The organism is Jatrophihabitans sp., from assembly GCF_046262535.1.
Lineage (GTDB): Bacteria > Actinomycetota > Actinomycetes > Mycobacteriales > Jatrophihabitantaceae > Jatrophihabitans.
In genome coordinates, this window is the sequence record NZ_JBHEMO010000038.1 from 23,139 (window position 1) to 44,524 (window position 21,386).

A 21,386-nucleotide genomic window follows, 5' to 3' on the forward strand; every position below is an offset into this window, starting at 1 on the left:
TGGTACCTTCATGCGGATCAACGTCCACGACTACAGCGGGCACCCGTTCCAGGTGCAGCTGTCTCGGCACTTGGCCGGCCGCGGGCACAGCGTTCTGCACGAGTACAGCACCCAGTACGTGACCGGCCGCGGGAACCTGGACGTCGGCGCAGCCGATCCCCGCACGCTGCGCATCGAGGGCGTCGCCGCCGACGCGCCGATCAACAAGTACGACGCGACGGCGCGGATGCGCTTCGAGCTCAGCTACGCGCGCTCGTGGCAGGAGCGCCTCGACCGCCAGGAGTTCGACGTCGTCGTCGCCTGCAACGTCCCGCTCTTCGCGCTGGCGAGCATGCGCCGCTACTTCGACCGGCGCAACCAGCCGTGGGTGTTCTGGCACCAGGACCTGTACAGCTTCGGCGTGTCGGCCGAAATCGATCGTAAGTTGCCGGCCGTGGCCGGTGCGCCACTGCGGCGCTGGGTCCAGGGGCTCGAGCGCAAGCAGCTGCTGAGCGCCCGCCGGGTCGTCGCGATCGGCGACGCGTTCGTCGCCCAGTACGAGCGTTGGGGCTTGCGGACCGACTACGTCGACGTGATCCCGAACTGGGCGCCGCTCGACACCCTCGTCCCCGTTGCCCGCGACAACGCGTGGGCCGCTGAGCAGAACCTGCCGACCAAGTCGGTGCGGCTGCTGTACGCGGGCACGCTCGGCCGCAAGCACAACCCGCTGCTGCTGCTCGAACTGCTCGACGCCGCCCGGGCGCGGGGCGTCGACGCGTCGCTGATCGTCTGCTCGGAAGGCGTGGGCGCGGACGAGCTGGCCGCCGCGGCCGGAGACCGCCCGGATGTCCGCATCCTCGGGTACCAGCCGGCCGACCGCTTCGCCGAGGTCCTGTCCAGCGCCGATGCCGTGATCGCGCTGCTCGAGCCCGACGCGGCGGCGTTTTCGGTGCCGAGCAAGGTCCTGAGCTACCTGGCCGCCGGCCGGCCGATCATCGCGCTCGTCCCGGACGGCAACCCGGCGGCGGCCGACGTCTGTCGCGCGGGCGGGTTCGCCGACGAGCCGACGGTCATCGGCGCCCACCGCGCCGCCGAATGGCTGGCCGCGACCATCGCCGCCGGGCGCGACCGGCTGGCCGAGATCGGCGTCCAGGCGCGCAAACTCGCCGACGAGCGGTTCGACATCTCAACCATCGGGGACCGGTTCGAGCGGATCTTCGTGGACGCAGTGCGGGGTGTGCCGGGCGTGAAGGCGCCGGCATCCGCGCCGTCGGAGGCGCCCGCCAAGGAGCGTGTTGCGTGACGCGACTCGCCCCCAGCATTGACGAGGGCGACGGTGGCTCCGTCACCTTCACGAGCATCCCGATCCCGCGGACACCGCACCGGGCACCGGCCGTTGCCCGGCCGGCCGCGCTGCCGGCGACCCGGACCGACTGGGCCGCCACGGTCATCGGCCGGTTGGTCGCCGCCGACGTGCTGTGCGCGCTGCTGGCTTCAGCGGCCGGGTTCGGCGCCCGGGTCGGCTTCGAGTCGGCCGCCGACGCCCGCGCCTACCTCATGGGCAGTCTGGTCGTCGCGGTGGCCTGGCTGATCAGCCTCTCCGTGCAGGGCAGCTACGAGATCCGCCGGATCACGACGGGCACCCGCGAGTACCAGGGTGTGATCCGCGCCGGCGCCGCGCTCGCCGGTTCCGTCGCGGTCATCTGTTACATGAGCGACGTGCTGGTCGGACGGACCTTCGTCGCGATCGTGATCCCGGTCGGCGCCGTACTGATGTTGGGGACCCGGTTCCTGCTGCGCAAGGCGGTCTACCGCCGGCGCCGGGCGGGCCAGTGGTCCAGCACGATCCTCGCGGTGGGGACGAGCGAGTCGGTGCAGCACCTGGCCGACATTGCGCGGCGTACTCCGGAGGCCGGGCTGATCGTCGTCGGCGCGTGCGTCGAGGACGCCGTCGAAGGGGACGAGGTCGCCCCCGGCGTCCCCGTCGTCGGCGACGTCGCCAATGCCGCCGAACTCGCCGAGGCCTTGGACGTCGACGTCGTCGCCGTAGCCGGCAGCGGCCTGGGGCCGCGACGCATCCGGCAACTGGGGTGGGCGCTCGAAGGCACCCGGCGCAACATGGTCATGGCCCCCGGGCTGACCGAGGTCGCGGGCCCGCGGGTGTACGTAAGCCCGGTCGACGGCCTGCCGCTGATGTGGGTCGACCAGCCCCAGTTCACCGGCACCCGCCGCATCGTGAAACGGGCCGTGGACATCATCGGCGCGATCGTGGCGCTCACCCTCGCCGCCCCGGTGCTACTGGTTCTCGCCCTCGCGGTCGGCCTGACGAGCCGCGGGCCGATCATCTACCGCAGCACCCGCGTCGGCCAGGGCAACCGCCACTTCACCGTCTACAAGTTCCGCTCCATGTACCGCGACGCCGACGTCCGCCGCGCCGACCTGCTGGAGTTCAACGAGCTGGGCGACAGCCTGCTGTTCAAGATGCGCCAGGATCCGCGCGTCACCCGGGTGGGACGGCTGCTGCGTCAGTTCTCGCTCGACGAGCTGCCCCAGCTGATCAACGTGCTCAACGGCTCGATGTCGCTCGTCGGCCCCCGTCCGCCGCTGCCGGAGGAGGTCGAGCGCTACCAGGGCGAGGTCGGCCGGCGGCTGCTGGTAAAGCCCGGGCTGACCGGGCTGTGGCAGGTCAGCGGACGTTCCGACCTGTCTTGGGAGGAATCGGTCCGCCTCGATCTCTATTACGTCGAGAACTGGTCGCTCGGATTCGATTTTGCGATCATCGCACGTACTGTATGGGCCGTGCTTCGCCGGCGCGGAGCGTACTGACCCGCAGTCGGTGCGGTCGTACCCGGCATCTCGCTCGCGAACCGGTCGCGCGCCAGTCCACATAGAGGGGCCCACAAGATGAGGTTCGTCTTCCTGCAGTTCGGGATGACCGGATACCAGGACGCGTGCCTGCGCGCCCTGCACGACCAGGGCAACGAGATCCTCAACGTGTTTCCCGAGGCGTACGAGAACGCCGCGTTCGATGCGCACTCGTTCCGCGAATACGGCGAGGCGTGGATCTGGCAGACCGAACCCGATGCCGACGAGCTGATCAAGCGGGTGGAGGCGTTCGCCCCTGACGCGATCATCATGGTGTCCTGGCAGCGGCCGGTGTACCGCAAGGTGATGGCCCACATGCGCGGCCGCGCGCTGCGCATCCTGCTGTCGAGCAACATCTGGGAGAGCCGGGCGAAGCAGTGGCTGGGCCGGGCGACGCACCGGGTGTACCTCCGGCCGCTGTACGACGCGGTGTTCGTCCCGGGCGACCGGTCGGAGTGGTTCGCCCGGCGGCTCGGTTTCCGGGCCGACCAGGTCATCCGCGGCACCAACTCCGCCGACGTCGACATCTTCGATCAGGGCCCGCGCTCCCCGGACGAGCTCGGGACCGCCCGCCGGTTCCTGTTCACGGGCCGGCTGATGCCCTACAAGGGCGTCACCGTCCTGCGCGACGCGTACCAGCTGTACCGCGCGGAGACGCCCGACCCGTGGGACCTCGACATCGTCGGCGCGGGCGAGATGGCCGCGCAACTCGCCGACCTGCCCGGCGTCCGGATGCACGGTTTCCTCCAGCCGGCCGAGCTCGCCAAGCTGATGCACGAGACCACCTGCCTAGTGCTGCCCTCGTTCATGGACTTCTTCGGCGTGGTGGTGCACGAGGCGGCGCTGTCCGGCCAGGTGCTGCTCTGCACCGACTCGGTGGGTGCGACGCCCTACCTCTTGCAGGACGGCTTCAACGGCTGGACGGTCGCGACCGGCAACGTCCGCTCGCTGGCCGACGGGATGGGGCGGGTCCATGCCCTGCCGCTCGAGCGGTTAATGGCGATGTCGGCGGGCAGCCAGAAGCTCGCGTCGCGATTCAGCCCGACGCTGTGGGCGCAGAACCTGACCGAGCAGGTCGCGATGCGCTGGCCGGTCCGGACACCCACGCCGGGGGCCAGCCATGGCTGACCACCGGTCCAAGCACGGGGAACGGCGGCCGGCACCGGTGCCGAGCCGGACGCCACTGATCGCCCCCGAGCGCGCGGCCGCCTACTCCCGTCCTACCCCCGGCGGCCCGCCCACCCGTCGGCGCGTGCGCGGCCCGCGCCGGACCGCGCGCAAGCTGAACCGGTGGCTGCGTACGTCACGCGGACGGTGGACGCTGATCGCCCTGGCGTGCGCCGCGGTCATCCTCATCGGACTGCTCGCCAGCGGCTTCCTGTCCGGGTCGTCGAAGTCGCCGTCGGTCGCGCCGCCGCAGGCCGGAGCGAGCGGCTCCACCGACACCGCCCTGGCCTCGCCGTCGCCGTCCAAGGCCAAGGGCAGCAGTACCCGCACGAGCGCGGCGGGCGGCCTCGTGACCGATCCGGTCGCCGCGCTGCGCGAGCAGTTCCCGGACAACCCGCTCAATCACCTGCACGGTCCGGGGCTGCACCACGTGGTGCTGGACGTGCGGTCGTCGCGAACGATTCCCGTCCTGGGCTACCTCGTCCCGACCGGGCTGGGCGCGCCCTACGGCGCCGTGAAGCACCAGACCCACTGGACCAACCAGCAGCAGGCGGTCGGCCGCGGCTACCTCGCCGCGATCTTCGTGCAGACCGACGGCAGCGGGGCACCGATCACCTGCTCGGTCACCGTCGACGGCAAGCGCACCAACACCGAGACCACGTCCGGCGCATACGGCCGTGCCGTCTGCTTGGGATGAGCGAAGCTCGATCAGTGGTGCCGCTAGGCTGCGGCCGATGACTTCCGAGGTATCGCTGGTGCACCGTGTCGTGCACGGCGCCAAGATCTTCGTGCACCGGGCGGGCTTCGACGTCACTCGGGAAACGTTCAAGCGCCGGTTCGTCCGCTCGTTGCATGTCCACGGCGTCGACACCGCGCTCGACATCGGCGCCAACACCGGACAGTTCGGCGCGGCGTTGCGACGGGCCGGGTTCGCCGGCCGCATCGTGTCGCTGGAACCGTTGCAGAGTGCCTTCGACGAGCTCAGCCGGCATGCGGCTGCCGATCCCGGCTGGACGGTGCAGCGCAGCGCGGTCGGCCGCACGATCGGCACGTTGACGATGAACGTCGCGGCCAACTCGGTGTCGTCGTCGCCGCTGCCCATCCTCGACCGGCACACCGACGCCGCCCCTGGCTCCACCTACGTCGGCACCGAGGATGTCGCCGCGACGACGGTCGACGAGCTGGTCGCCGCCCATGCGATCACGCCGGAGTCGACACTGCTGAAGATCGACGTGCAGGGCTACGAGCAGGCCGTCCTCGACGGCGCCCAGGCGACGCTGTCCCGCTTCGCCGCGGTGCGGACCGAGATGTCGCTGGTCCCCCTCTACGGTGGGCAGGTCCTCATGCCGGAGCTCATCTCCTACCTCGGTGCGCGCGGCTTCGCGCTGTGGATGTTCGAACCGGGCTTCGTCGAGCCGGCGACCGGGCGCCTGCTGCAGGCCGACGGCGTCTTCTTCCGGGAGGCAGCATGACAACCCTGACCCGCAGCGCGAAACGACTGGCCCAGGACACGTTGCCGACCCCGCTTGTGCGCTGGCTCGACGGCCTCGTGTTCGCCGCCCGCCGGGCCCGCGTCCGCCTCGTCCGGCGCATCTTCGCCCTCCTCGGGTTCAACATCGTCAAGCGCGGCGACTACTACTCGACCCTGCCGGTGCTGGAGGAGATCGAGCAGACGCGAGCACGGTGGGACCGCCCGAGCGCCTTGGCCGGGCTGGACGTGGACATCGACGCGATGAAATCCCGCATGACCGACCTCACGCGACGGTGGGAGGCCGACTTCCGCGCGTTCGCCGGCAACTACCGCGCCAACCAGGAGGCCGGGTTCGGGCCGGGCTACCCGCCCTTCGACGCCCGCACGCTGTACTACATGCTGCGCGAGAACAAGCCGGCCCGCTACCTCGAGATCGGCTCCGGGCTGTCGACCTACTACGCGACCCTGGCCGGCACCCGCAACGCCGACGACGACCGGCCACTGCACATCACCTGCGTGGAGCCCTATCCGTTCCCGGCCCTGATCGAGCTGTCCGGCTTGGACCTCATCCAAGGCTTCGTCCAGGACGTCCCCGTGTCGCGGTTCGAGGAACTCGACGACGGCGACGTGCTCTTCATCGACTCGTCGCATGCACTGAAGATCGACAGCGACGTCGCGTACCTGTTCCTCGAGGTGCTGCCGAAGATCAAGCCGGGCGTGTTCGTGCACATCCACGACGTCCCGTTCCCGTACAACGTCCCCTACCCGGCCGACACGTGGCTGTTCGGCGAGCGGTGGCCGGTGTACTGGAACGAGGCGATGGTCGTGCAGACGTTCCTGGCCTTCAACTCCGCCTTCGAGATCCTGCTGTCCACGCCGATGCTCAGGCACGCCGATGAGAGCTTCCTCGTCGACCGCTTCGCCGACTACGTGCCGGTCGCCGCCGACCCCAACCCGCCGTCGTCGCTCTGGTTGCGCCGAACCCGCTGAGCGCTGAGCGCACCGCCTCGACGGCGATCTGTGAGTCGCCGGCCTCGCCGCGCTGGTCGAGGCCCTTGAACTCGGGCTGCTCGCTCTCGCCGAGGTCGAGCCGCGCGACCGAGTGGAAACCGGCGCGCTTCAGCTCGGACTCGAGGGTGTCGAAGTCGTAGACGTATCCGGTGTGGTGGCCGAAGGACCCGATGGGAATGCGGACCAGATCGATCGGGTGCTCGACCACGAGCCCGGCGTCGCGGTAGCGGCGCCCCACGGACGAATCGACCGCCTGGGCGCCGGACAGGTACAGCTCGACGTGGCCGCGGATGTCGGGCGTCACCAGCCGGATCATGCCCCCCGGGCGCAGGCAACGGTGCGCCTCGGCGAGCATCGCCCGACCGGCGTCGAGTGTGATGTGCTCTATGACGTTGTCGGCATAGATGTGGGACACCGAGCCGTCCTCGAGCGGCCAGCGCGTCGTCGCGTCGAGGAAGTTGCGCGTCACCGCGTTGACGTTGGTCACGACCCAACCCGGACGTTTCTGCAGGCCGCCGATCTCGATCTTCAACGGCCGCGGCGCCTTCGCCAGCGCGCGGGTGGTGCGCGCCTTGGCGATCGGCGTGTTGACGGTGCGGACGGCGACACGTACGACAGCGCGCAAGCGAGGGTTCACGGCGGGAAGGTTACCGGTCCGTCAGTCGGCCAGTTGCTCGAGGACGACCGGCGGCGGCAGCGTGGCGACGGCCGACGCCGAAGCCATCGGGCTCGGGCCGTAGCGCGATCGGCGATGGCGGCCGGCCGTCTGCCGGTCGCGGCTGTAGACCAGTCCGGGCACCGCCTGCACGAGGATGCCGACGATGCAGGAAGCCAGCAACGGGCCGGGTGCGCCGAGTCCCTTGCCCAGCACGACCGAAAGACCGATGTTGAGCGGGAGGGCGATCGCGGTGCACCACACGACGAAGCGCACCCCGATGGGATCCATCAGGCTCATCGCCACCGGGTACGAGGCCGCCGCGGTCACGACGGCCAGCGCACCGGAGAACGCGAGCAACGGGCTGACATGCACGTGATGGCCGCCGATCAACGACGCCATCGGATTCGCGATCAGGGCCAGCACCGCGCCGACGACCGCACCGATCCCGCAGAACATGCTGATCATGCGCACCACACTCGGGCCACGCTTGCCCTCGCTGCGGGCCTGCGTGTAGATCGGCCACAGGGGCTGTGCGGACGCCGCGATCAGCACCAGGGCGGGCGCGAAGATCTGGAACGCGATGGAGTAGTCAGCCACCGCCTGAGTGCTCGACACGTGGCTGAGGACGATCCGGTCGCTCTGCAGCGCGATCGGCGTCGCCAGCGTGATGATCAGGACCGGCCCTGACATGGAACGGATGGAGGTGCCGGGATGCCGCCGGCGGTTGGGCAGCTCGCGCATCACCGACCACCAGGACAACGCCACCGATCTCGCCGCCGCCCAGGCGGTGATCCCGTGGATGATGATCAGCGCCACGCAGGGCACGACGAGGATCCCCCCGGCCGATACGCCCGCGAGGATGGCGGCGCCGACGAGCACGGCCACGAGCGGGTTGAAGAACGCCTGGACCAGGATCGTGATGTGGTTGCGGTGCACGCCGAGCAGGACGCTCTGGCCCAGCCCGGGCAGGAAGGTGAGGGCGTAGAACACCATCGCCACGGCGCACCAGAAGTTCGGCCCCGATGCGTCGCCGAGCAGGTCCGGCCAGAGGTGCAAGACGCCGAGCAGCGCCGATGCCGCGGCCGTGCCGATGGTGGAGATGGCCAGCACCCGGGAGGCGGTCAGCACGGTCCGGTGAACGTGATCGGGATCGGCGTCGCGCTGGGCGTAGGCGGCGGTCACCGAGGCGCCGACGCCCAGGTTGTTCAACGGGATGAGGTTGATCAGCGCCAGGATCAGGGCGAAGCTGTCGAACGCCACGACGCCGTAGTGCTCGATCACGAGGCGGCTCGTCAGCAGGGTCGCTAGCGCGGTCGGGACGAATGACGCGATCCGCGCGAGCGCGCTGCGGGCGACGGCGTTCATGGCAACCTCAGCGCCGGATCAGCACGTGAGCCCGCCGTCGATGACGAGGATGTGCCCGGTGAGGTAGCTGTTCGCCGGATCGGTCAGGAACCGGATCGCCCGGGCGACGTCCTCGGGCTCGCCGAGCCGGCCGGCGGGCGTGCGTCGCACGATCTGCCCGAGCTGATCCTCGTCGAGTCCGTGGCTCATCTCGGTGCGCAGGTACCCCGGCGCGACGCCGTTCACGGTGATGCCGCGGGAGCCGAGTTCGCGGGCCATCGCGCGGGTGAAGCCGTCGAGCGCGGCCTTGGTCGCGCTGTAGACACCAAGGCCCCGGTAGCCCGACCGGCCGACGATGGAAGAGATGTTCACGATGCTTCCGGCGCCGCGGGCGAGCATCCGGCGGCTCACCAGGCGGGTCATGTAGATCGTCCCCTTGAGATTCAGGTCGACGACGGTGTCGATGTCCTCGTCGGGTACGAGCGCGAGGATGCCGTCGCGGGCGACGCCGGCGTTGTTCACCAGGACGTCGATCCGTCCCCATCGGTCGATCACGTCCTTGACGAACGTCGCCGCGTGATCGGACCGGGACAGGTCGGCCGGCGTGAACAGGAACCGGTCGGCGACCGCGTCGTCCTTCGACCAGGCGTCGGTCTGCGGCGTGGTGGTGCGGGCGCAGGTCGCGACGCGGTCACCGGCGTCGAGGAACGACTGCACGATCCCGGCGCCGAGACCGCGGCTGCCGCCGGTGATCACGACGACCCGGGGGTCGGACGCGGTCGGTTCGCTCACTGTCATCTCCTGACGATCTTGTTACCGGCCATAGTGACCGAATCGACGAACTTGATGCTGCGCGGACGCGACGCCGGCGGGAGATCCGCGCAGGCCTCACGGATCGCCTGGTCGATGGTGGCCCGGTCCGCGTCGGGAGCAGCGACGACCTCGACCGCGACGATCGCACCGGTCATGGCATTCGGCCGGCCGTAGACGCGGGCCATGTCGACGCCGGGCACGGCCGCGACGCGCTCCTCGATGGGCAGGGGGTGAACCTTGACTCCGCCCACGTTGATCACCTCGGAGGTCCGGCCCCGGAACACGATGCGGTCGTCGACGATGTCCACGAGGTCGCCGGTCGGCCGCCAGGCGTCGGGATCGGTCGGTGGATCGCCGTAATAGCCGAGCATCCCCGTCCGCGACCGGACCCACAACTGTCCGTCGACGATCTTCATCGCGACGTCGGCATCATCTCCGCGGGACAACACGTCCAGGGAAAGGCCGCTGCGGCCGTCGCGGACCGAGCCGCTCGAACCGAACTCGCTCGCGGCGTAGACCTGCGAGATCTTCGCGTCCGGGAACGTCTGGCGGATCTCGTCCAGCAGCGGGCCGGGAATGGCCTCGCCGCCGAGGGTGATCTGCTGCAACGGCGGGACCGGGCCGCCGTCGGCGCGCAGCTCGGCAAGCAGGAAGCGCCAGTACGTCGGTGTCGCGCTGGCGAAGCCGACGCCGTGCGCGCGCATCGCCGCCAGCCCTTCGCGCGGCCGGCGCGGTGCCGGCGCCACGAGGGTGGCTCCGGCCGCGAAGACGTGCAACAGGATCTGCAGGCCGGCGAACTGGTGCAGGCCGTAGGCGAGCAACCACCGCTGCTGCGGCGTCGGCGGGATGCGCTTCGTGCTGCGCAGCAGCCGGTTCCAGTCGTGCCGCACACCGCGCGGGGTACCCGTGGTCCCGGTGGTCAGCACCAGCAACGGACGCTCGGTGGGCGGGGAAGCCGGCGCCGCCGATCCGTCGGCGGCCAGCAGGCCGGCCGGATGCAGCAGCCGCCCCGGCAGGTCGAGATCCGTGCGCCTGGTGACGAGCACGTCGTGGCCGAAGCGCTCGGCCAGACCGGCGAGTTCGGCCGCGTCGTCGGTCGGCGGGTACTGGCACGCCTCGGCGCCGGCCAACGACGCGCCGCCCAGCAAGGCGGTGACCATCGCGGCGTCGGTGTCGAGGACGGCGAAGCGGGACACCTCGGCCGCGACCAGCGCGGCGGCGACGGCCCGGGCGCGGAGGTAGAGCTCGCCGTAGGGCAGCTCGTACTCGTCGGTGACGACAGCGGGGCGGTCCGGCCCGGCCTCGGCCGCCCGCTGCAGCAGCTCGATCAAGCCTGCGGGACGGCGGAGGCGTAGAAGGCCAGGATGTCGCCGACCGTCTGCGGCATCTCACCGGCCCCGAACGGGTCAGTGCCCAGTTCGTCCTCGAGCATGGCCGAGAGTTCGGCGGTCTCGAGCGAGTCCAGGCCGATCCCGTCGGCGTACAGCGGAGTGCTGGGGTCGAGTTCGGTCGGCTTCTCGACACGCTGCAGGAACGTCGAGATCGTCGCGAGAACGTCCGCGTCGGCACTGGCCATACGTCCTGGTACCTTCCGGGAAAGTTGGTCCGGCCGGGAGCGTCCGGAGGCATCGAAGGTTATCCCACCCCGCCCGCAGCGGCGCGCCGGATCGGCCTGATCATGATGCGGTTCGCGTCACCCGACCGGCTTGCCTAAAGTGAGCGACCATGACCGACGGTGGGGTGGGAGAGCGGATCATCGCCGCCCGGCTGCGGGCCCGAGATGCGCTGCAGCGCCAGGTCCGGCAATGGGTGTTCGGGGTGGAGGCGAACTTCCCCGGCGACCCTCGCCGCCGCCTGATCGCCGACGAGACGGTCAGCCCGGAGATGCGGCTGGTGCAGTACAGCGACTCGGACGGGTCCGCGGTGCGCATCGGCAGCTACACAGCCCTGGCGCCCACCGCGATCATCTTCCACGGTGGGCTGCACCGCTCCGACTGGGTCAGCGCGGTGCACGTCCACTTCGACGGTAACCGTTGGGTGTGGCCCGAGGGCGCCTTGCACGACGACGGTCCGGTCGTCATCGGCAGCGACGTCCTGGTGACCTTCGAAGCGTTGATCATGTCCGGTGTCACCATCGGCGACGGCGCGATCATCGCGCCTCGTGCGGTGGTGACCCGCGACGTCGAACCCTACGAGATCGTCGGCGGCAATCCGGCGAAGCACATCAAATGGCGCTTCGACGAGGACACCCGGGCCGCGCTGCTGCGCATCCGGTGGTGGGACTGGCCCCGCGAGAAGGTTCTGGCGCACCGGGCCGAGATCGACTCGCCGGACGTGCAGGGCTTCATCGAGCGGCACGACCCGGCCCGGCGCGACGCCTGACGATCGGTTGATCAGGACGCGGCGGCCTCGGTGTCCGCGTCGGTGTCGCGCGTGCCGATCCGCCGAGCGGGCACGCCCATGACGACTGCGTTGTCGGGCACGTCGGAGAGCACGACCGAATTCGCCCCGACCATCGCGTTCACCCCGATCCGGACTCCGCCGACCAGCACCGCGTGGGCCCCGATGATCGCGCCGTCGCAGATCGTGGCGAAGTCCTGCTCGCCGGTCCGGTCGTAATAGCGAGCCGCGGCCGTCACGCCGGCCGCGAAGGTGACGTTGTCACCGATGACGAGCCCGTAGCCGATGTTCACGCCGATCGGGTGCGGCATCATGAGCCCGGTTCCGACGGTCATGCCGGGGCCGAAGTCAGCGCTGAGGACGACCGTGCTCACCGTGCGCAGGACCGTGGCGAGGCGCACCCGCCCCGACCGGTAGAGGCATTGCTGCGCTCGCAGGATGACCGACGCGATCATGCCCGGCAGCGTCGGCAGCCGGGCGATCACCCGCAGCCAACTCGCCTTCTCGCCGGGCCGGTAGCGGGCCATGTCGGAGAACACGAGTTCGGAGAAGGTGTGGGCGGCGACCGGATCCGACGTTGTCACGCGGACAGATTAGGCCACGCTCCCGCTGATACTCTTCCCCGCGCGGCCCGCCCGTCCGACCGACGCGTTTCATCCCCCGGAGGACCCGTCCATGCCCGACCCGCTGCCCCTTCCGATCCGCGTCCTGGTGAAGGGCGCGTCGACGGTCGGTTGGTCGTCGCCGATGAATGGCCCGCGGACCGATTTCACCTTCCCCCGCGTCATCGAGGAGCAGTTGCTCAAGGCCGGCCGGCCGATCGAGATCCGCACGCACTCCGTCCCCTCCGAGCGGACGAAGAGCACCCTCCTGCACTGGGAGGACGAGGTGATCGGCTTCTCGCCGGACGTCGTCATCCTCGTCTACGGCCACTACGAGACCGTCCACCTCTTCCTGCCGTGGTGGCTCGAGCGGCACGCCAACAGCCTGAAGAAGCGCTCGCGACCGGTCCGCGACGCCTACCGCAAGTACGTGCTGCGCCCGGTCTGGATGTTCCTGGCCAAGCTGCAGGCCAAGGCCGACATCGCCCTCGACCCGACCCTGCGACGGTCCCGTCCCCGCCGGGTCGTCGCCGACCTCGAGGCGCTCATCGAACACATCGAGGAACTGCACAGCCCGCTGGTCTTCCTGTTCGAGCTGCTGCCGCCGGCCAAGCGGTACCAGAGCTGGTTCCCGGGCATGGCCGCCCGCATCGAGGTGATGAACGAGGCGATCTCCGGTCTCGTCACCCGGTTGGACAACCCGAACGTCCGTTACAAGAAGATCAAGCCGATCGTCGACGAGCACGTCGGCGGTGACCTCGACGCCGCGACGCCCGACGGCTTCCACTACTCGCCGGCCATCCACCGGGTCATCGGTACCGAGCTGGCCGTCGAGATCATGCAGTGGGCCGACACCCAGGATCATCTGCGGGTCGCGAGCCGTCCGCGCTCGATCGGCCGGAAGGCAGCCGAACCCGGTCCGCGGAAGGCCACCGAGAAGGCGGGCTGACGCGGTTACTCGCCGGCTAGCTCGTCGATCAACCGGCCGAGCGCCGGCAGATCGACGGTGATGTCGCTGACGATCGCCGCGCCGCGCGACGCGCGCGCCGCCGTGCGGGGGCCGGACAGGTACCGGTAGCGCAGGCCCGGTACGCCCGTGGCCATCCGCCAGAAGTCGGGGAGCAGGGTCCCGGCCGGGAACAGCTCGATCACCGCCGCGCCGCTGCTCGCGAACATGATGTTGGTCAGCGCCGCCCCGTGCGGCGCGACGATGAGCGACGCCTCGGCGAAGGCCCGGATCTGCTCGGCCACCGATATCGCGCCTGGATCGATCGCGGTGAAGCCGCGGGCCTCGAGGAACGCGATCACCCCGGCCTCGTCCAGGACGGCCCGGTTGTTCAGCGCCGCTCCGCGGGTGATGTAGATCCGCCGCCGCTCGCGGCCCACGTCGACCTGGTCGAGCAGCCGTCGGCGCAGGAACTCCACCACCCACGGTGGGTTCTTCTCGTTCATCGCGGGCGCCCCGGCCACGACGAGACACTCGGCCCGCACGTGCGGGTGCCGGTCGGCGTCGATCACCCGGCTCTCGTCCAGGCCCATCATCGCGAGCAGCTCGCGCTGGAACCGGGTGGTGGCCGGGACGTACCAGCGGTCGGGTGGCGCGACGTCCGGGCACTGCTCGACAGCGCCGACGCGCGACAGCGCATCGAAGACGAAGTGGTAGTAGTTCCCGTCGCCGCGCGTGGCCAGCACGCCGAGCCGCCCGTCCACCTCGAGCGGCGGGCCGACCAGTGGGTTGAGGAACAACGGATGCTCGCGCGGGCGAGTGGTACCGAAGTACCGGCTGACCTCGTGAACCAGGTCGCCGCGTCCGGTGATCACGGCGCGGTGCGGTCCGAGGACGCGTCCGCCCGGCAGTTCGGCGACGGCCAGCCGGTCGACGTGCTCGCCGTCGGTGTCGTCGGTCAGCTCTAGGCCGGGCGGCACCCCCTGCATGGTGGGGCGGGTGAGCACCTCGGCCGGACGCGCGACCCAGCTCCGGCCGCCGGACGAGCTCGCCGCGTCCTCGAGCGAGTGCACCCAACCGGTCGGCAGGTAGCCGTCGCGCCGGCGGCTGAGCCACTGGCTCGTCGGCGCGACCAACCGGGTGCCCCGCACGTACGCCGGCTTGAGGTACGGGAAGAGCGGGCGTAACCGTGGGGGGAGCCGGACCATGCGTCAGGCAGCGAAGCGCGGCAGCGGATCGCGGGAGAGCCAAACGCAGCCGTGCAGGCCGACGAAGTCCTCCTCCTGCTCCTGCAGGCCGACGCCGGCGAAGTACTCGCGCAGTTCCGGCCACGAGTGACCGGTCACCGGATGGTGCTCGATGACCACGCGTTGGACGGTCGACCAGCTGGCCGGCGACGAGCCGAGAACGAGGTCGTATTCGCCGCCCTCGCAGTCGATCTTCACCACGTGGACCGGCCCACCGGCCGACGCGATGGCGTCGTCGAACGCGACGGTCTCGACCTCGGTGGCCACGCCGGTGCCGGAGTTGTTCCCGGTGGCGACCAGGCCGTTGAGGCCGCTGCCCGCGCCGTTGTCGTCGAAGACGGCGTGACCGGTGTTGGCGGCGAGCGCGCGTTGGACGACGGTGACCCGGTCGGCGACGCCGTTCTGCTCGACGTTGCGGCGCAGGTAGTCCGCGGTGGTGGCGGACGGTTCGAAGGCTGTGATGGCCGCCTGCGGGTGCAGTTGAGCCAGGCGGCAGGAGAACGTGCCGACGTGGCCGCCGACGTCGAGCACCCGGATCGGGCGGCGCAGGAGGGGGCCGAGGAACCACTCGAAGCGGTAGCTGTCGTCGGCGAAGATCTCGTACACCGGAACGCGAGCCCCCGGCCGGTTCGGCGTGTCGATCCGCAGCCCGGAGCGCGTCTGGAAGCTCAGCGTCTCCGGTCCCCGACCGGCCCGGCCGAGCGCCATGTCGCGCAGGATCGGCGCCCAGTTCGTGAACGTCCGCGGCGTCTGGACCAAACGACGGGTCCAGTAGAGCCGTGCCTTGACGGCCTCGTTCATGCGGTCGTTCCTCTCGAGCTGTCGGAATCGGGGCGGGCGAGCCAGGCGGTGCCGAGACCGGGCGAGTCCGACTCGTGCCGGGTCACCCGAAGGCCGAGACGTTCGAACCAACCGCGGAGCTCGTCCCAGGACTCGCCCTTGACCGGGTGATACTCCATCACGATGCGCCGGACGCTCGCCCAGCTCGCATCCGACGACGCGTAGACCAGGGCGTACTCGCCGCCCTCGCAATCCATCTTGACGACGTCGGGCGGTGCCGGCGCGGCCGCCACGGCGTCGTCGAAGGTGGTGGTCGGAACCTCGATGGCGTGCCGGCGGTCGAGCGCGTCCTGGCCGGCGACGAGGCGGTGGTCGGCCTGCATCAGCCCGTTGTGCACCGAACCGCCGTCGTTGTCGTCGAGCAGCGCCATCCCGCGCTTGTCGGCCAAGGCTGCCTCGTGCACGGAGATGCGCCCACCGAGACCGTTCTGGTCGACATTGCGCTGCAGGAAACGCGCACTGGACGGCGAGGGCTCGTAGCACTCGATGCGCGCCCGGGGATGCACGGTCGCGACGTGGACGGCGAACGAGCCGATGTGCGCGCCGACGTCGAGCACCTGCAGCGGGCGCCCCTGCAACGGCGCCAGCAGCTCGCCCAGCCGGTAACAGTCGTCGGCGAACTGCTCGTAGAGCGGCAGCCGCGCACCGGGCACGTTCGGGCTGCTCAGCGTCGGACCGCCTTTGACCCGGAACGTGAGTTCGTCAGGTCCGCGCCCGAACCGTTGGGCGGTCATCTGCCCGAGCAGGGGGCGCCAGTTGGCGAAGGTGCGTGTGGTCTGGACGACGCGCTTGCCCTCGTGCCGGACCGCGTCCAGCCGGTCGGCTACGGTCACCGGGACGATTCCGCCCGGATCAGGCGCGGAAGGTGCAGGCGGCCGGGCGGCACGGAGTCCCCGTCGGCTACCTGGGTGTCTTGCTTGTGCACCGTCAACATCGCGATCAGGATCGCCTCCGGGACGTAGTAGAAGCGGTCGGTGAGGTCGGCCTCGAACAGGTTGAGCGCGAGGGTGGCGCCGACCGACGCGAGAATTGCCGCCGCCAGCGAGTTCTGGGGGATGAAGCGGAACGCGGCCCACGCGGCGCCGATCATGTACAGGGACATGCCGAGGAACAGCACCAGGCCGCCGGAAGCCAGTTCCTGGATGTAGACCTGCGACGCGTCGGTCGAGGCTTGCAGCCCGATGCCGTGGAACGGCGAATAGTAGAAGTCGCGCATGCCCTGTGCGCCGACGATCGATCGGACCTCGTCGCTTCCCGCCGTGGCCGCCGCCGCGTCCCCCGACAACCGGGTGACGTGCAGGATCCGGTGGCCGAAGGAGGGCACCACGGCGGCGATGACTGTGACGAAGGTGAGTGCGCCGAGCACGATGGTCGGCATGTGGGGGCGCGTACGGGGCAGCAGCAGCAGCGCCAGGAACAACGCGCCGACCGAGCAGACCGCGCCCCCGCGTGACCCGCTGGCGAACACGCCGCCCAGCATGCTGAGCAGGCAGATGAGACCGACCCGCTGTTCCCACCTGACGTGGGAAACGAGCATCCAGCAGGCGAACGGGATGGCCAGGACGAGGCCCGCGGCGAGGAAATTGGGGTGGTCGGCGAAGCCGACCTGGCGGGTGTCGATGTTCGGCAGCCCGGTGAGAATCTCGCCCACCGACGCGATCCCCAGGTGGTCGATGAACGCCGCCAGCCCGGAGAGCGCGGCTCCGGCCGCGAACGCGATGCCGAGGCGGTGCACCGCTCGGCGCTCGACCAGTGCCGCCGCCGTGAACGCCATCGGGATCGCCGCGACGGCGATGATGAACTTGACGGCGATGCCGATGTTCGTCAGCTGCAAACCGAACGGCTTGACCGCGATCAGCTGGCCACCCGCGCTCAGGTGCTGGCGGTGCACGAGGTAGTCCGGGCTCGGCGGGAACATCACGAACAGCAGGGCACCGAGCAGCAGCACGAACACCAGCTGCTTCACCCACCACGGCGGCGTGCGGAATGAGGTCGCGGGCGCGGCGATCGCGAAACACAGCAAGGTGATGAGCACGAGGACGTCGCCGGGCCGGACCGGCCCCACGAACCAGCCGTTCCAGGTGAGCGTGAAGGCACACAGGTAGGCCGCGCCCAACGCGACCCGCCGCATGTCGGCCCGGGCCGCGAGGACGATCAACGCCAGGCCGCACGCGATGCCGATCAGGACGACTCCGAGCGTCCGCGCCTGGAGCGCGAAGGCCTCGACGAGGCACATGACGGCGAGCAGGACCACCACACTGGCGTTGCCCCGCGCGCGCTTGATCATGTGGTTCCCGAAGTCGGCCGGCGGCCCTCGGATCGGCCGTGTTGTCAGAGGATACGCATTGACAACGAGCGTGTGGGCCGGGTCGGTTCCATTGCTTAATAGGCACTTGCTCGTTGGACCGGTTAACATCTGCCGCAGAGACGTCCCGGTCGTCGCGCCCTCTACGAGGGAAATATCAAGAGGAGTCTGGTCTGTGACGCTTCGCGCCTATCTGCGAGTGCTGCGGGAGCGGTGGCGGCTCGTCGTCGTCTTCGTCCTCGTGGCGACCGGCGTCGCGCTGCTCATCACCAACCTGACACCGAAGACCTACAGCGCCACGGCCCAGGTGCTCGTGTCGACCAGTTCCGCGGGTGATGCCTCGGTGCTGAACCAGGCAAATGCGTTCGTCACCGTCCAAGTGCCCACCTTTGCGCAGACGATCGACAACCCGGACATCCTGAAGTACATCCAGAGCGACCTGCACCTCGGCCTCGACCCGGCGACGCTGAAGAGCAAGATCAGCGCCCAGGCCGTGACCGGCGAGGCGATCATCGACGTGATCGCCACCGACGGCAACGCGGCGCGGGCGGCCAACATCGCCAACTCGGCGGCCCGTGGCTTCATCCAGGCCGTCGAGGGGTTCAACAGCTCGGTGAAGCTGTTCCTCACCGGCCCGGCCGACGAGCCGGCCTCGGCCACGAGCCCCAAGCCCGTGCTCAACATCGCTCTGGGCGTCCTGCTCGGGCTGTTGCTGGGCGCGGCGCTGGCCGTGGCCCGCGACGTCCTCGACAACCGGATCAAGGACGCCGAGACCCTCTCGAAGGTGGCCGACGCCGCGATCATGGGCGTGGTCGTCGACGATCCGAAGACCAAACGGCATCCCGTCGCGACTCGGGCCGGCAACCGCAACATCCGGGCCGAGAACTTCCGCCAGCTCCGGGCCAACCTGCAGTTCGCGAACGTCGACGAGCACCCCCGGGTCATTGCCGTGACGAGCTCGATCCCGGAAGAGGGCAAGACGACGGTTGCCATCAACCTGGCGTCAACACTGGCCGAGGCCGGCTTCAGCGTGTGCCTCGTCGACGCCGACCTGCGGCGCCCGACGGTGGCCAAGGTGCTCGGGCTGGTCAGCCCGGTGGGCCTCACCAGTGTTCTCATCCAGCAGATCAGCCTCCAGAAGGCGCTGCAGCACGCCGGCTCGAGCCTGTACGTGCTGGCGTCCGGACCGACGCCGCCCAACCCCAGCGAGGTGCTCGCGTCGTCCTACGTGCGCGACGTGATCCGCTCGCTGCTCGACCAGGTCGACTACGTCGTCATCGACACCGCGCCGTTGCTGCCGGTGGCCGACGGCTCCGAGGTCGCCGCGCTGGCCGACGGCACGCTGCTGGTGGCTCGCCACGGCGTGACCACCGACACGAACGTCGAGCGGGCGGCCCAGACGCTGCGCCGGGTCGACGCCAAGTTGCTGGGCGTCGTGTTGAACCGCGCCCCGATGAAGCGCAACAACGAGTACGGCTACACGTACTACCAGACCGATGATCTGCCGCACTCCAAGCCGAACAACACCGTCGAGTCGTCGCGCCGCGGACGCCGTGCCGCGCGCTCGGCCGACGAATCCAACAGGGAAGGTAGTCGCGCGTGAGCTCTGTCGACGCCGTCGTCACCGGTGCCGGTGGCTTCATCGGTGGCCACTTGGTCGGATCGCTTCTTGCTGAAGGCAAGTCCGTCCGCGGGATCGACGTGAAGCCGCTGGACGAGTGGCATCAGGTCCACCCGGATGCCACCAGCGTGCAGGGCGACGTGTCACTGCTGGACACGGCTCGCTCGGCCGTCGACGGTGCCGCCGTCGTCTACAACCTGGCCGCCGACATGGGCGGCATGGGCTTCATCGAGAACAACAAGGCCGCCTGCATGCTTTCGGTGCTGACCAGCACCCACGTGCTGCTGGCCGCGAAGGACGCCGGCGTCGAGCGCTACTTCTACTCGTCCTCGGCCTGCGTGTACGCCGCCGAGCACCAGACCTCACCCGACGTCGTCGCGTTGCGTGAAGAGGATGCGTACCCCGCCATGCCGGAGGACGGCTACGGCTGGGAGAAGCTGTTCAGCGAGCGGATGGCGCGCCACTTCCTCGAGGACTACGGCGTGCAGACGCGGGTGGCCCGCTATCACAACGTCTACGGCCCCGAAGGGACGTGGACCGGCGGCCGCGAGAAAGCACCGGCCGCCATCTGCCGCAAGATCGCCACCGCCGCAATAACCGGTGAGCACTCGATCGACATCTGGGGCGACGGCCTGCAGACGCGCACGTTCATGTACATCGACGACTGTGTGCATGGCACGCGGACGATCACCGACGGCGACGACCCGAACCCGGTGAACCTGGGTAGCGACGAGTTGGTGACCATCAACGAGATGGTCGACATCGTCGAGAAGATCGCCGGGATCACGGTGGCGCGCAACCACGACCTCACGGCCCCGCAGGGCGTGCGCGGACGCAGCAGCGACAACACCGAGATGATCCGCCGGTACGGCTGGGCGCCGTCGATCACGCTGACCGACGGGCTCGAGCACACGTACCGGTGGGTGTACGACGAGGTCAAGAAGTCTCTCGCCGGATGACCCTCCCGGAGGATCCGGATCCCGCCGCCCACTACGACCGGGTCACCGACGCCTGGCGGTTGCTCCTGGGCGAGTCGCTGCACTACGGGCTGTTCGCGCACGGCGACGAGTCATTGGCCGACGCCACCCGGGCGCTGACCGATCGGATGGCGGCCGCCGCGGCGTTCGCGCCGGGCCAGCGGGTGCTCGATGTGGGCTGCGGAACCGGCGATCCGGCCTGCCACCTCGTGCGCACGCAGCAGGTCGATGTCCTCGGCATCACGACGAGTGCGATCGGCGTGGAACGGGCCTTGGCCCGCGCCGCGGCGGCGGGGCTGCTGGGCCGGGCGCGGTTCGAGGTCCGCGACGGCACCGACAACGGCCTGCCGGACGAGACGTTCGATCGGGTATGGGCCCTCGAGTCGTCGCACCTGATGCCGGCGCGGGACGCACTGATCGCCGAGTGCGCCCGAGTGCTCCGACCGGGTGGCCGGCTCGTGCTCTGCGACTTGATCCGACGCCGGGACGTCCCCTTCGCCGAACTACGTGCCCGCAGCGCCGAGTTCGCCACCCTGCGCGAAGCGTTCGGCGAGGCCCGGATGGATCCGCTGGACCGCTATCTCCACCTGGCTGAGGGCGAAGGTCTGTCGGTGGACCTCGCCGAGGACCTGACCGACGCCACACTGCCCACCTTCGACCGATGGCGGGCCAACGTCGAGCGCCACCGCGACGAGGTGACGCCGCTGCTGGGCCAGTCGGGTGTGGACGCGTTCGCGCGCTCGGCCGACATCCTCGAATCCTTCTGGCGCGACGGGACGCTGGGCTACGGGATCTTCGCCGCCGTCAAGCCGTCCTGATGACCGACCCCCGGTAGCTCGCTGAGATACCCTCCCTGCGAATTCGATCGAGAAGGAGTCCCCATGGCCGAGAACGCCCGGGTCGAGGCTGCGATCAGGGATTTCCTGCGCCGCTCCAAGAAGAACGACCAGATCGACAGGGACACCGTGCTCTTCGCCGGCGGTATCGGCCTCGATTCCTTGGCCACCGCCGAGTTGTCGGTCGTGCTCGAGGACGAGATGGGAACCGATCCGTTCAGCGAGGGCCAGATGCCGCAGACCGTCGGCGAGATCCTCGACTTCTACGCCGCCGACGCGCCGACCCCGTGATTGCCTAGCACTT

The 21,386-nt window shown here is 70.0% G+C and carries 22 protein-coding genes; 12 read left to right on the top strand and 10 right to left on the bottom strand.

Annotated elements, in window-relative coordinates:
• Positions 1-10 precede the first annotated feature (10 nt).
• From ABR571_RS06030 to ABR571_RS06055, 6 genes are all read left to right on the top strand, one after another.
• The gene (locus ABR571_RS06030) at positions 11-1,282 is read left to right on the top strand and encodes a glycosyltransferase family 4 protein (RefSeq protein ID WP_409452284.1); all 1,272 of its coding nucleotides are present in this window, start codon (positions 11-13) and stop codon (positions 1,280-1,282) included.
• The gene (locus ABR571_RS06035; protein ID WP_409452285.1) at positions 1,279-2,805 is read left to right on the top strand and encodes a sugar transferase; all 1,527 of its coding nucleotides are present in this window, start codon (positions 1,279-1,281) and stop codon (positions 2,803-2,805) included. The genes ABR571_RS06030 and ABR571_RS06035 overlap by 4 nt, the downstream gene beginning before the upstream one ends.
• Positions 2,806-2,883: 78 nt before the next feature.
• Complete coding sequence (locus ABR571_RS06040; protein ID WP_409452286.1) at positions 2,884-3,972, top strand: glycosyltransferase family 4 protein; 1,089 nt, start codon at positions 2,884-2,886, stop codon at positions 3,970-3,972.
• Complete coding sequence (locus ABR571_RS06045; RefSeq protein ID WP_409452287.1) at positions 3,965-4,708, top strand: hypothetical protein; 744 nt, start codon at positions 3,965-3,967, stop codon at positions 4,706-4,708. The genes ABR571_RS06040 and ABR571_RS06045 overlap by 8 nt, the downstream gene beginning before the upstream one ends.
• Before the next feature lie 37 nt (positions 4,709-4,745).
• Entirely contained in the window at positions 4,746-5,483 is a 738-nt protein-coding gene (locus ABR571_RS06050; RefSeq protein WP_409452288.1) for an FkbM family methyltransferase, read from the top strand.
• Positions 5,480-6,472 (top strand): class I SAM-dependent methyltransferase, encoded by a 993-nt coding sequence (locus ABR571_RS06055; RefSeq protein ID WP_409452289.1) that lies wholly within the window; start codon positions 5,480-5,482, stop codon positions 6,470-6,472. Before ABR571_RS06050 ends, ABR571_RS06055 begins: the two co-directional genes overlap by 4 nt.
• Here the strand turns inward: ABR571_RS06055 and ABR571_RS06060 are convergent.
• Genes ABR571_RS06060 through ABR571_RS06080 form a run of 5 tightly spaced genes read right to left on the bottom strand, consistent with a single transcriptional unit; the run spans position 6,366 to position 10,884 of the window.
• Positions 6,366-7,130, bottom strand: coding sequence for a class I SAM-dependent methyltransferase (locus ABR571_RS06060; protein WP_409452290.1), 765 nt, complete (start codon positions 7,128-7,130; stop codon positions 6,366-6,368). The genes ABR571_RS06055 and ABR571_RS06060 overlap by 107 nt on opposite strands.
• 21 nt (positions 7,131-7,151) lie before the next feature.
• On the bottom strand, positions 7,152-8,516 hold the full coding sequence (locus ABR571_RS06065; protein ID WP_409452291.1) for a lipopolysaccharide biosynthesis protein: 1,365 nt from the start codon (positions 8,514-8,516) through the stop codon (positions 7,152-7,154).
• A gap of 18 nt (positions 8,517-8,534) precedes the next feature.
• Entirely contained in the window at positions 8,535-9,287 is a 753-nt protein-coding gene (locus ABR571_RS06070) for an SDR family NAD(P)-dependent oxidoreductase (protein WP_409452292.1), read from the bottom strand.
• A 2-nt stretch (positions 9,288-9,289) separates the two neighbouring features.
• On the bottom strand, positions 9,290-10,639 hold the full coding sequence (locus ABR571_RS06075; RefSeq protein WP_409452293.1) for a class I adenylate-forming enzyme family protein: 1,350 nt from the start codon (positions 10,637-10,639) through the stop codon (positions 9,290-9,292).
• Complete coding sequence (locus ABR571_RS06080; protein WP_409452294.1) at positions 10,636-10,884, bottom strand: phosphopantetheine-binding protein; 249 nt, start codon at positions 10,882-10,884, stop codon at positions 10,636-10,638. Before ABR571_RS06080 ends, ABR571_RS06075 begins: the two co-directional genes overlap by 4 nt.
• A 149-nt stretch (positions 10,885-11,033) precedes the next feature.
• Here ABR571_RS06080 and ABR571_RS06085 point away from each other — a divergent pair, with 149 nt between their 5' ends.
• On the top strand, positions 11,034-11,690 hold the full coding sequence (locus ABR571_RS06085) for a CatB-related O-acetyltransferase (protein ID WP_409452295.1): 657 nt from the start codon (positions 11,034-11,036) through the stop codon (positions 11,688-11,690).
• Positions 11,691-11,701: 11 nt separating this feature from the next.
• Here the strand turns inward: ABR571_RS06085 and ABR571_RS06090 are convergent, their stop codons facing one another.
• Positions 11,702-12,292, bottom strand: a complete 591-nt coding sequence (locus ABR571_RS06090; RefSeq protein WP_409452296.1) for a serine O-acetyltransferase — start codon at positions 12,290-12,292, stop codon at positions 11,702-11,704.
• Between the two features lie 91 nt (positions 12,293-12,383).
• Here ABR571_RS06090 and ABR571_RS06095 point away from each other — a divergent pair, with 91 nt between their 5' ends.
• Positions 12,384-13,259, top strand: a complete 876-nt coding sequence (locus ABR571_RS06095; RefSeq protein ID WP_409452297.1) for an SGNH/GDSL hydrolase family protein — start codon at positions 12,384-12,386, stop codon at positions 13,257-13,259.
• A 5-nt stretch (positions 13,260-13,264) separates the two neighbouring features.
• Here the strand turns inward: ABR571_RS06095 and ABR571_RS06100 are convergent, their stop codons facing one another.
• The 4 genes from ABR571_RS06100 to ABR571_RS06115 are packed head-to-tail and all read right to left on the bottom strand — an operon-like array spanning position 13,265 to position 17,630.
• Positions 13,265-14,464: a glycosyltransferase family 61 protein gene (locus ABR571_RS06100; RefSeq protein WP_409452298.1), complete on the bottom strand. Its 1,200-nt coding sequence runs from the start codon at positions 14,462-14,464 to the stop codon at positions 13,265-13,267.
• 3 nt (positions 14,465-14,467) lie between these two features.
• Positions 14,468-15,304, bottom strand: a complete 837-nt coding sequence (locus tag ABR571_RS06105) for an FkbM family methyltransferase (RefSeq protein WP_409452299.1) — start codon at positions 15,302-15,304, stop codon at positions 14,468-14,470.
• A complete protein-coding gene (locus tag ABR571_RS06110) occupies positions 15,301-16,176 on the bottom strand; it encodes an FkbM family methyltransferase (protein WP_409452300.1) in 876 nt (291 codons plus the stop codon). Before ABR571_RS06110 ends, ABR571_RS06105 begins: the two co-directional genes overlap by 4 nt.
• Positions 16,173-17,630 carry an O-antigen ligase family protein gene (locus ABR571_RS06115; protein ID WP_409452301.1) on the bottom strand — a complete coding sequence of 486 codons (1,458 nt, stop codon included), beginning with the start codon at positions 17,628-17,630 and terminating at the stop codon, positions 16,173-16,175. Before ABR571_RS06115 ends, ABR571_RS06110 begins: the two co-directional genes overlap by 4 nt.
• Before the next feature lie 193 nt (positions 17,631-17,823).
• On the opposite strand from ABR571_RS06115, the gene ABR571_RS06120 reads away from it, so the two are divergent.
• From ABR571_RS06120 to ABR571_RS06135, 4 genes are all read left to right on the top strand, one after another.
• On the top strand, positions 17,824-19,251 hold the full coding sequence (locus tag ABR571_RS06120) for a polysaccharide biosynthesis tyrosine autokinase (RefSeq protein ID WP_409452302.1): 1,428 nt from the start codon (positions 17,824-17,826) through the stop codon (positions 19,249-19,251).
• The gene (locus ABR571_RS06125) at positions 19,248-20,228 is read left to right on the top strand and encodes an NAD-dependent epimerase/dehydratase family protein (protein ID WP_409452303.1); all 981 of its coding nucleotides are present in this window, start codon (positions 19,248-19,250) and stop codon (positions 20,226-20,228) included. Before ABR571_RS06120 ends, ABR571_RS06125 begins: the two co-directional genes overlap by 4 nt.
• Positions 20,225-21,064: an SAM-dependent methyltransferase gene (locus ABR571_RS06130; protein ID WP_409452304.1), complete on the top strand. Its 840-nt coding sequence runs from the start codon at positions 20,225-20,227 to the stop codon at positions 21,062-21,064. Before ABR571_RS06125 ends, ABR571_RS06130 begins: the two co-directional genes overlap by 4 nt.
• A gap of 63 nt (positions 21,065-21,127) precedes the next feature.
• Complete coding sequence (locus ABR571_RS06135; protein ID WP_409452305.1) at positions 21,128-21,373, top strand: phosphopantetheine-binding protein; 246 nt, start codon at positions 21,128-21,130, stop codon at positions 21,371-21,373.
• Positions 21,374-21,386 lie beyond the last annotated feature (13 nt).

Excerpts from the sequence above, each read along its gene's own strand:
- ABR571_RS06030 (WP_409452284.1), top strand. The coding sequence starts at position 11 with ATGCGGATCAACGTCCACGACTACAGCGGGCACCCGTTCCAGGTGCAG.
- ABR571_RS06040 (WP_409452286.1), top strand. The coding sequence starts at position 2,884 with ATGAGGTTCGTCTTCCTGCAGTTCGGGATGACCGGATACCAGGACGCG.
- ABR571_RS06045 (WP_409452287.1), top strand. The coding sequence starts at position 3,965 with ATGGCTGACCACCGGTCCAAGCACGGGGAACGGCGGCCGGCACCGGTG.
- ABR571_RS06050 (WP_409452288.1), top strand. The coding sequence starts at position 4,746 with ATGACTTCCGAGGTATCGCTGGTGCACCGTGTCGTGCACGGCGCCAAG.
- ABR571_RS06055 (WP_409452289.1), top strand. The coding sequence starts at position 5,480 with ATGACAACCCTGACCCGCAGCGCGAAACGACTGGCCCAGGACACGTTG.
- ABR571_RS06065 (WP_409452291.1), bottom strand. The coding sequence starts at position 8,516 with ATGAACGCCGTCGCCCGCAGCGCGCTCGCGCGGATCGCGTCATTCGTC.
- ABR571_RS06080 (WP_409452294.1), bottom strand. The coding sequence starts at position 10,884 with ATGGCCAGTGCCGACGCGGACGTTCTCGCGACGATCTCGACGTTCCTG.
- ABR571_RS06085 (WP_409452295.1), top strand. The coding sequence starts at position 11,034 with ATGACCGACGGTGGGGTGGGAGAGCGGATCATCGCCGCCCGGCTGCGG.
- ABR571_RS06095 (WP_409452297.1), top strand. The coding sequence starts at position 12,384 with ATGCCCGACCCGCTGCCCCTTCCGATCCGCGTCCTGGTGAAGGGCGCG.
- ABR571_RS06100 (WP_409452298.1), bottom strand. The coding sequence starts at position 14,464 with ATGGTCCGGCTCCCCCCACGGTTACGCCCGCTCTTCCCGTACCTCAAG.
- ABR571_RS06105 (WP_409452299.1), bottom strand. The coding sequence starts at position 15,304 with ATGAACGAGGCCGTCAAGGCACGGCTCTACTGGACCCGTCGTTTGGTC.
- ABR571_RS06115 (WP_409452301.1), bottom strand. The coding sequence starts at position 17,630 with ATGATCAAGCGCGCGCGGGGCAACGCCAGTGTGGTGGTCCTGCTCGCC.
- ABR571_RS06130 (WP_409452304.1), top strand. The coding sequence starts at position 20,225 with ATGACCCTCCCGGAGGATCCGGATCCCGCCGCCCACTACGACCGGGTC.
- ABR571_RS06135 (WP_409452305.1), top strand. The coding sequence starts at position 21,128 with ATGGCCGAGAACGCCCGGGTCGAGGCTGCGATCAGGGATTTCCTGCGC.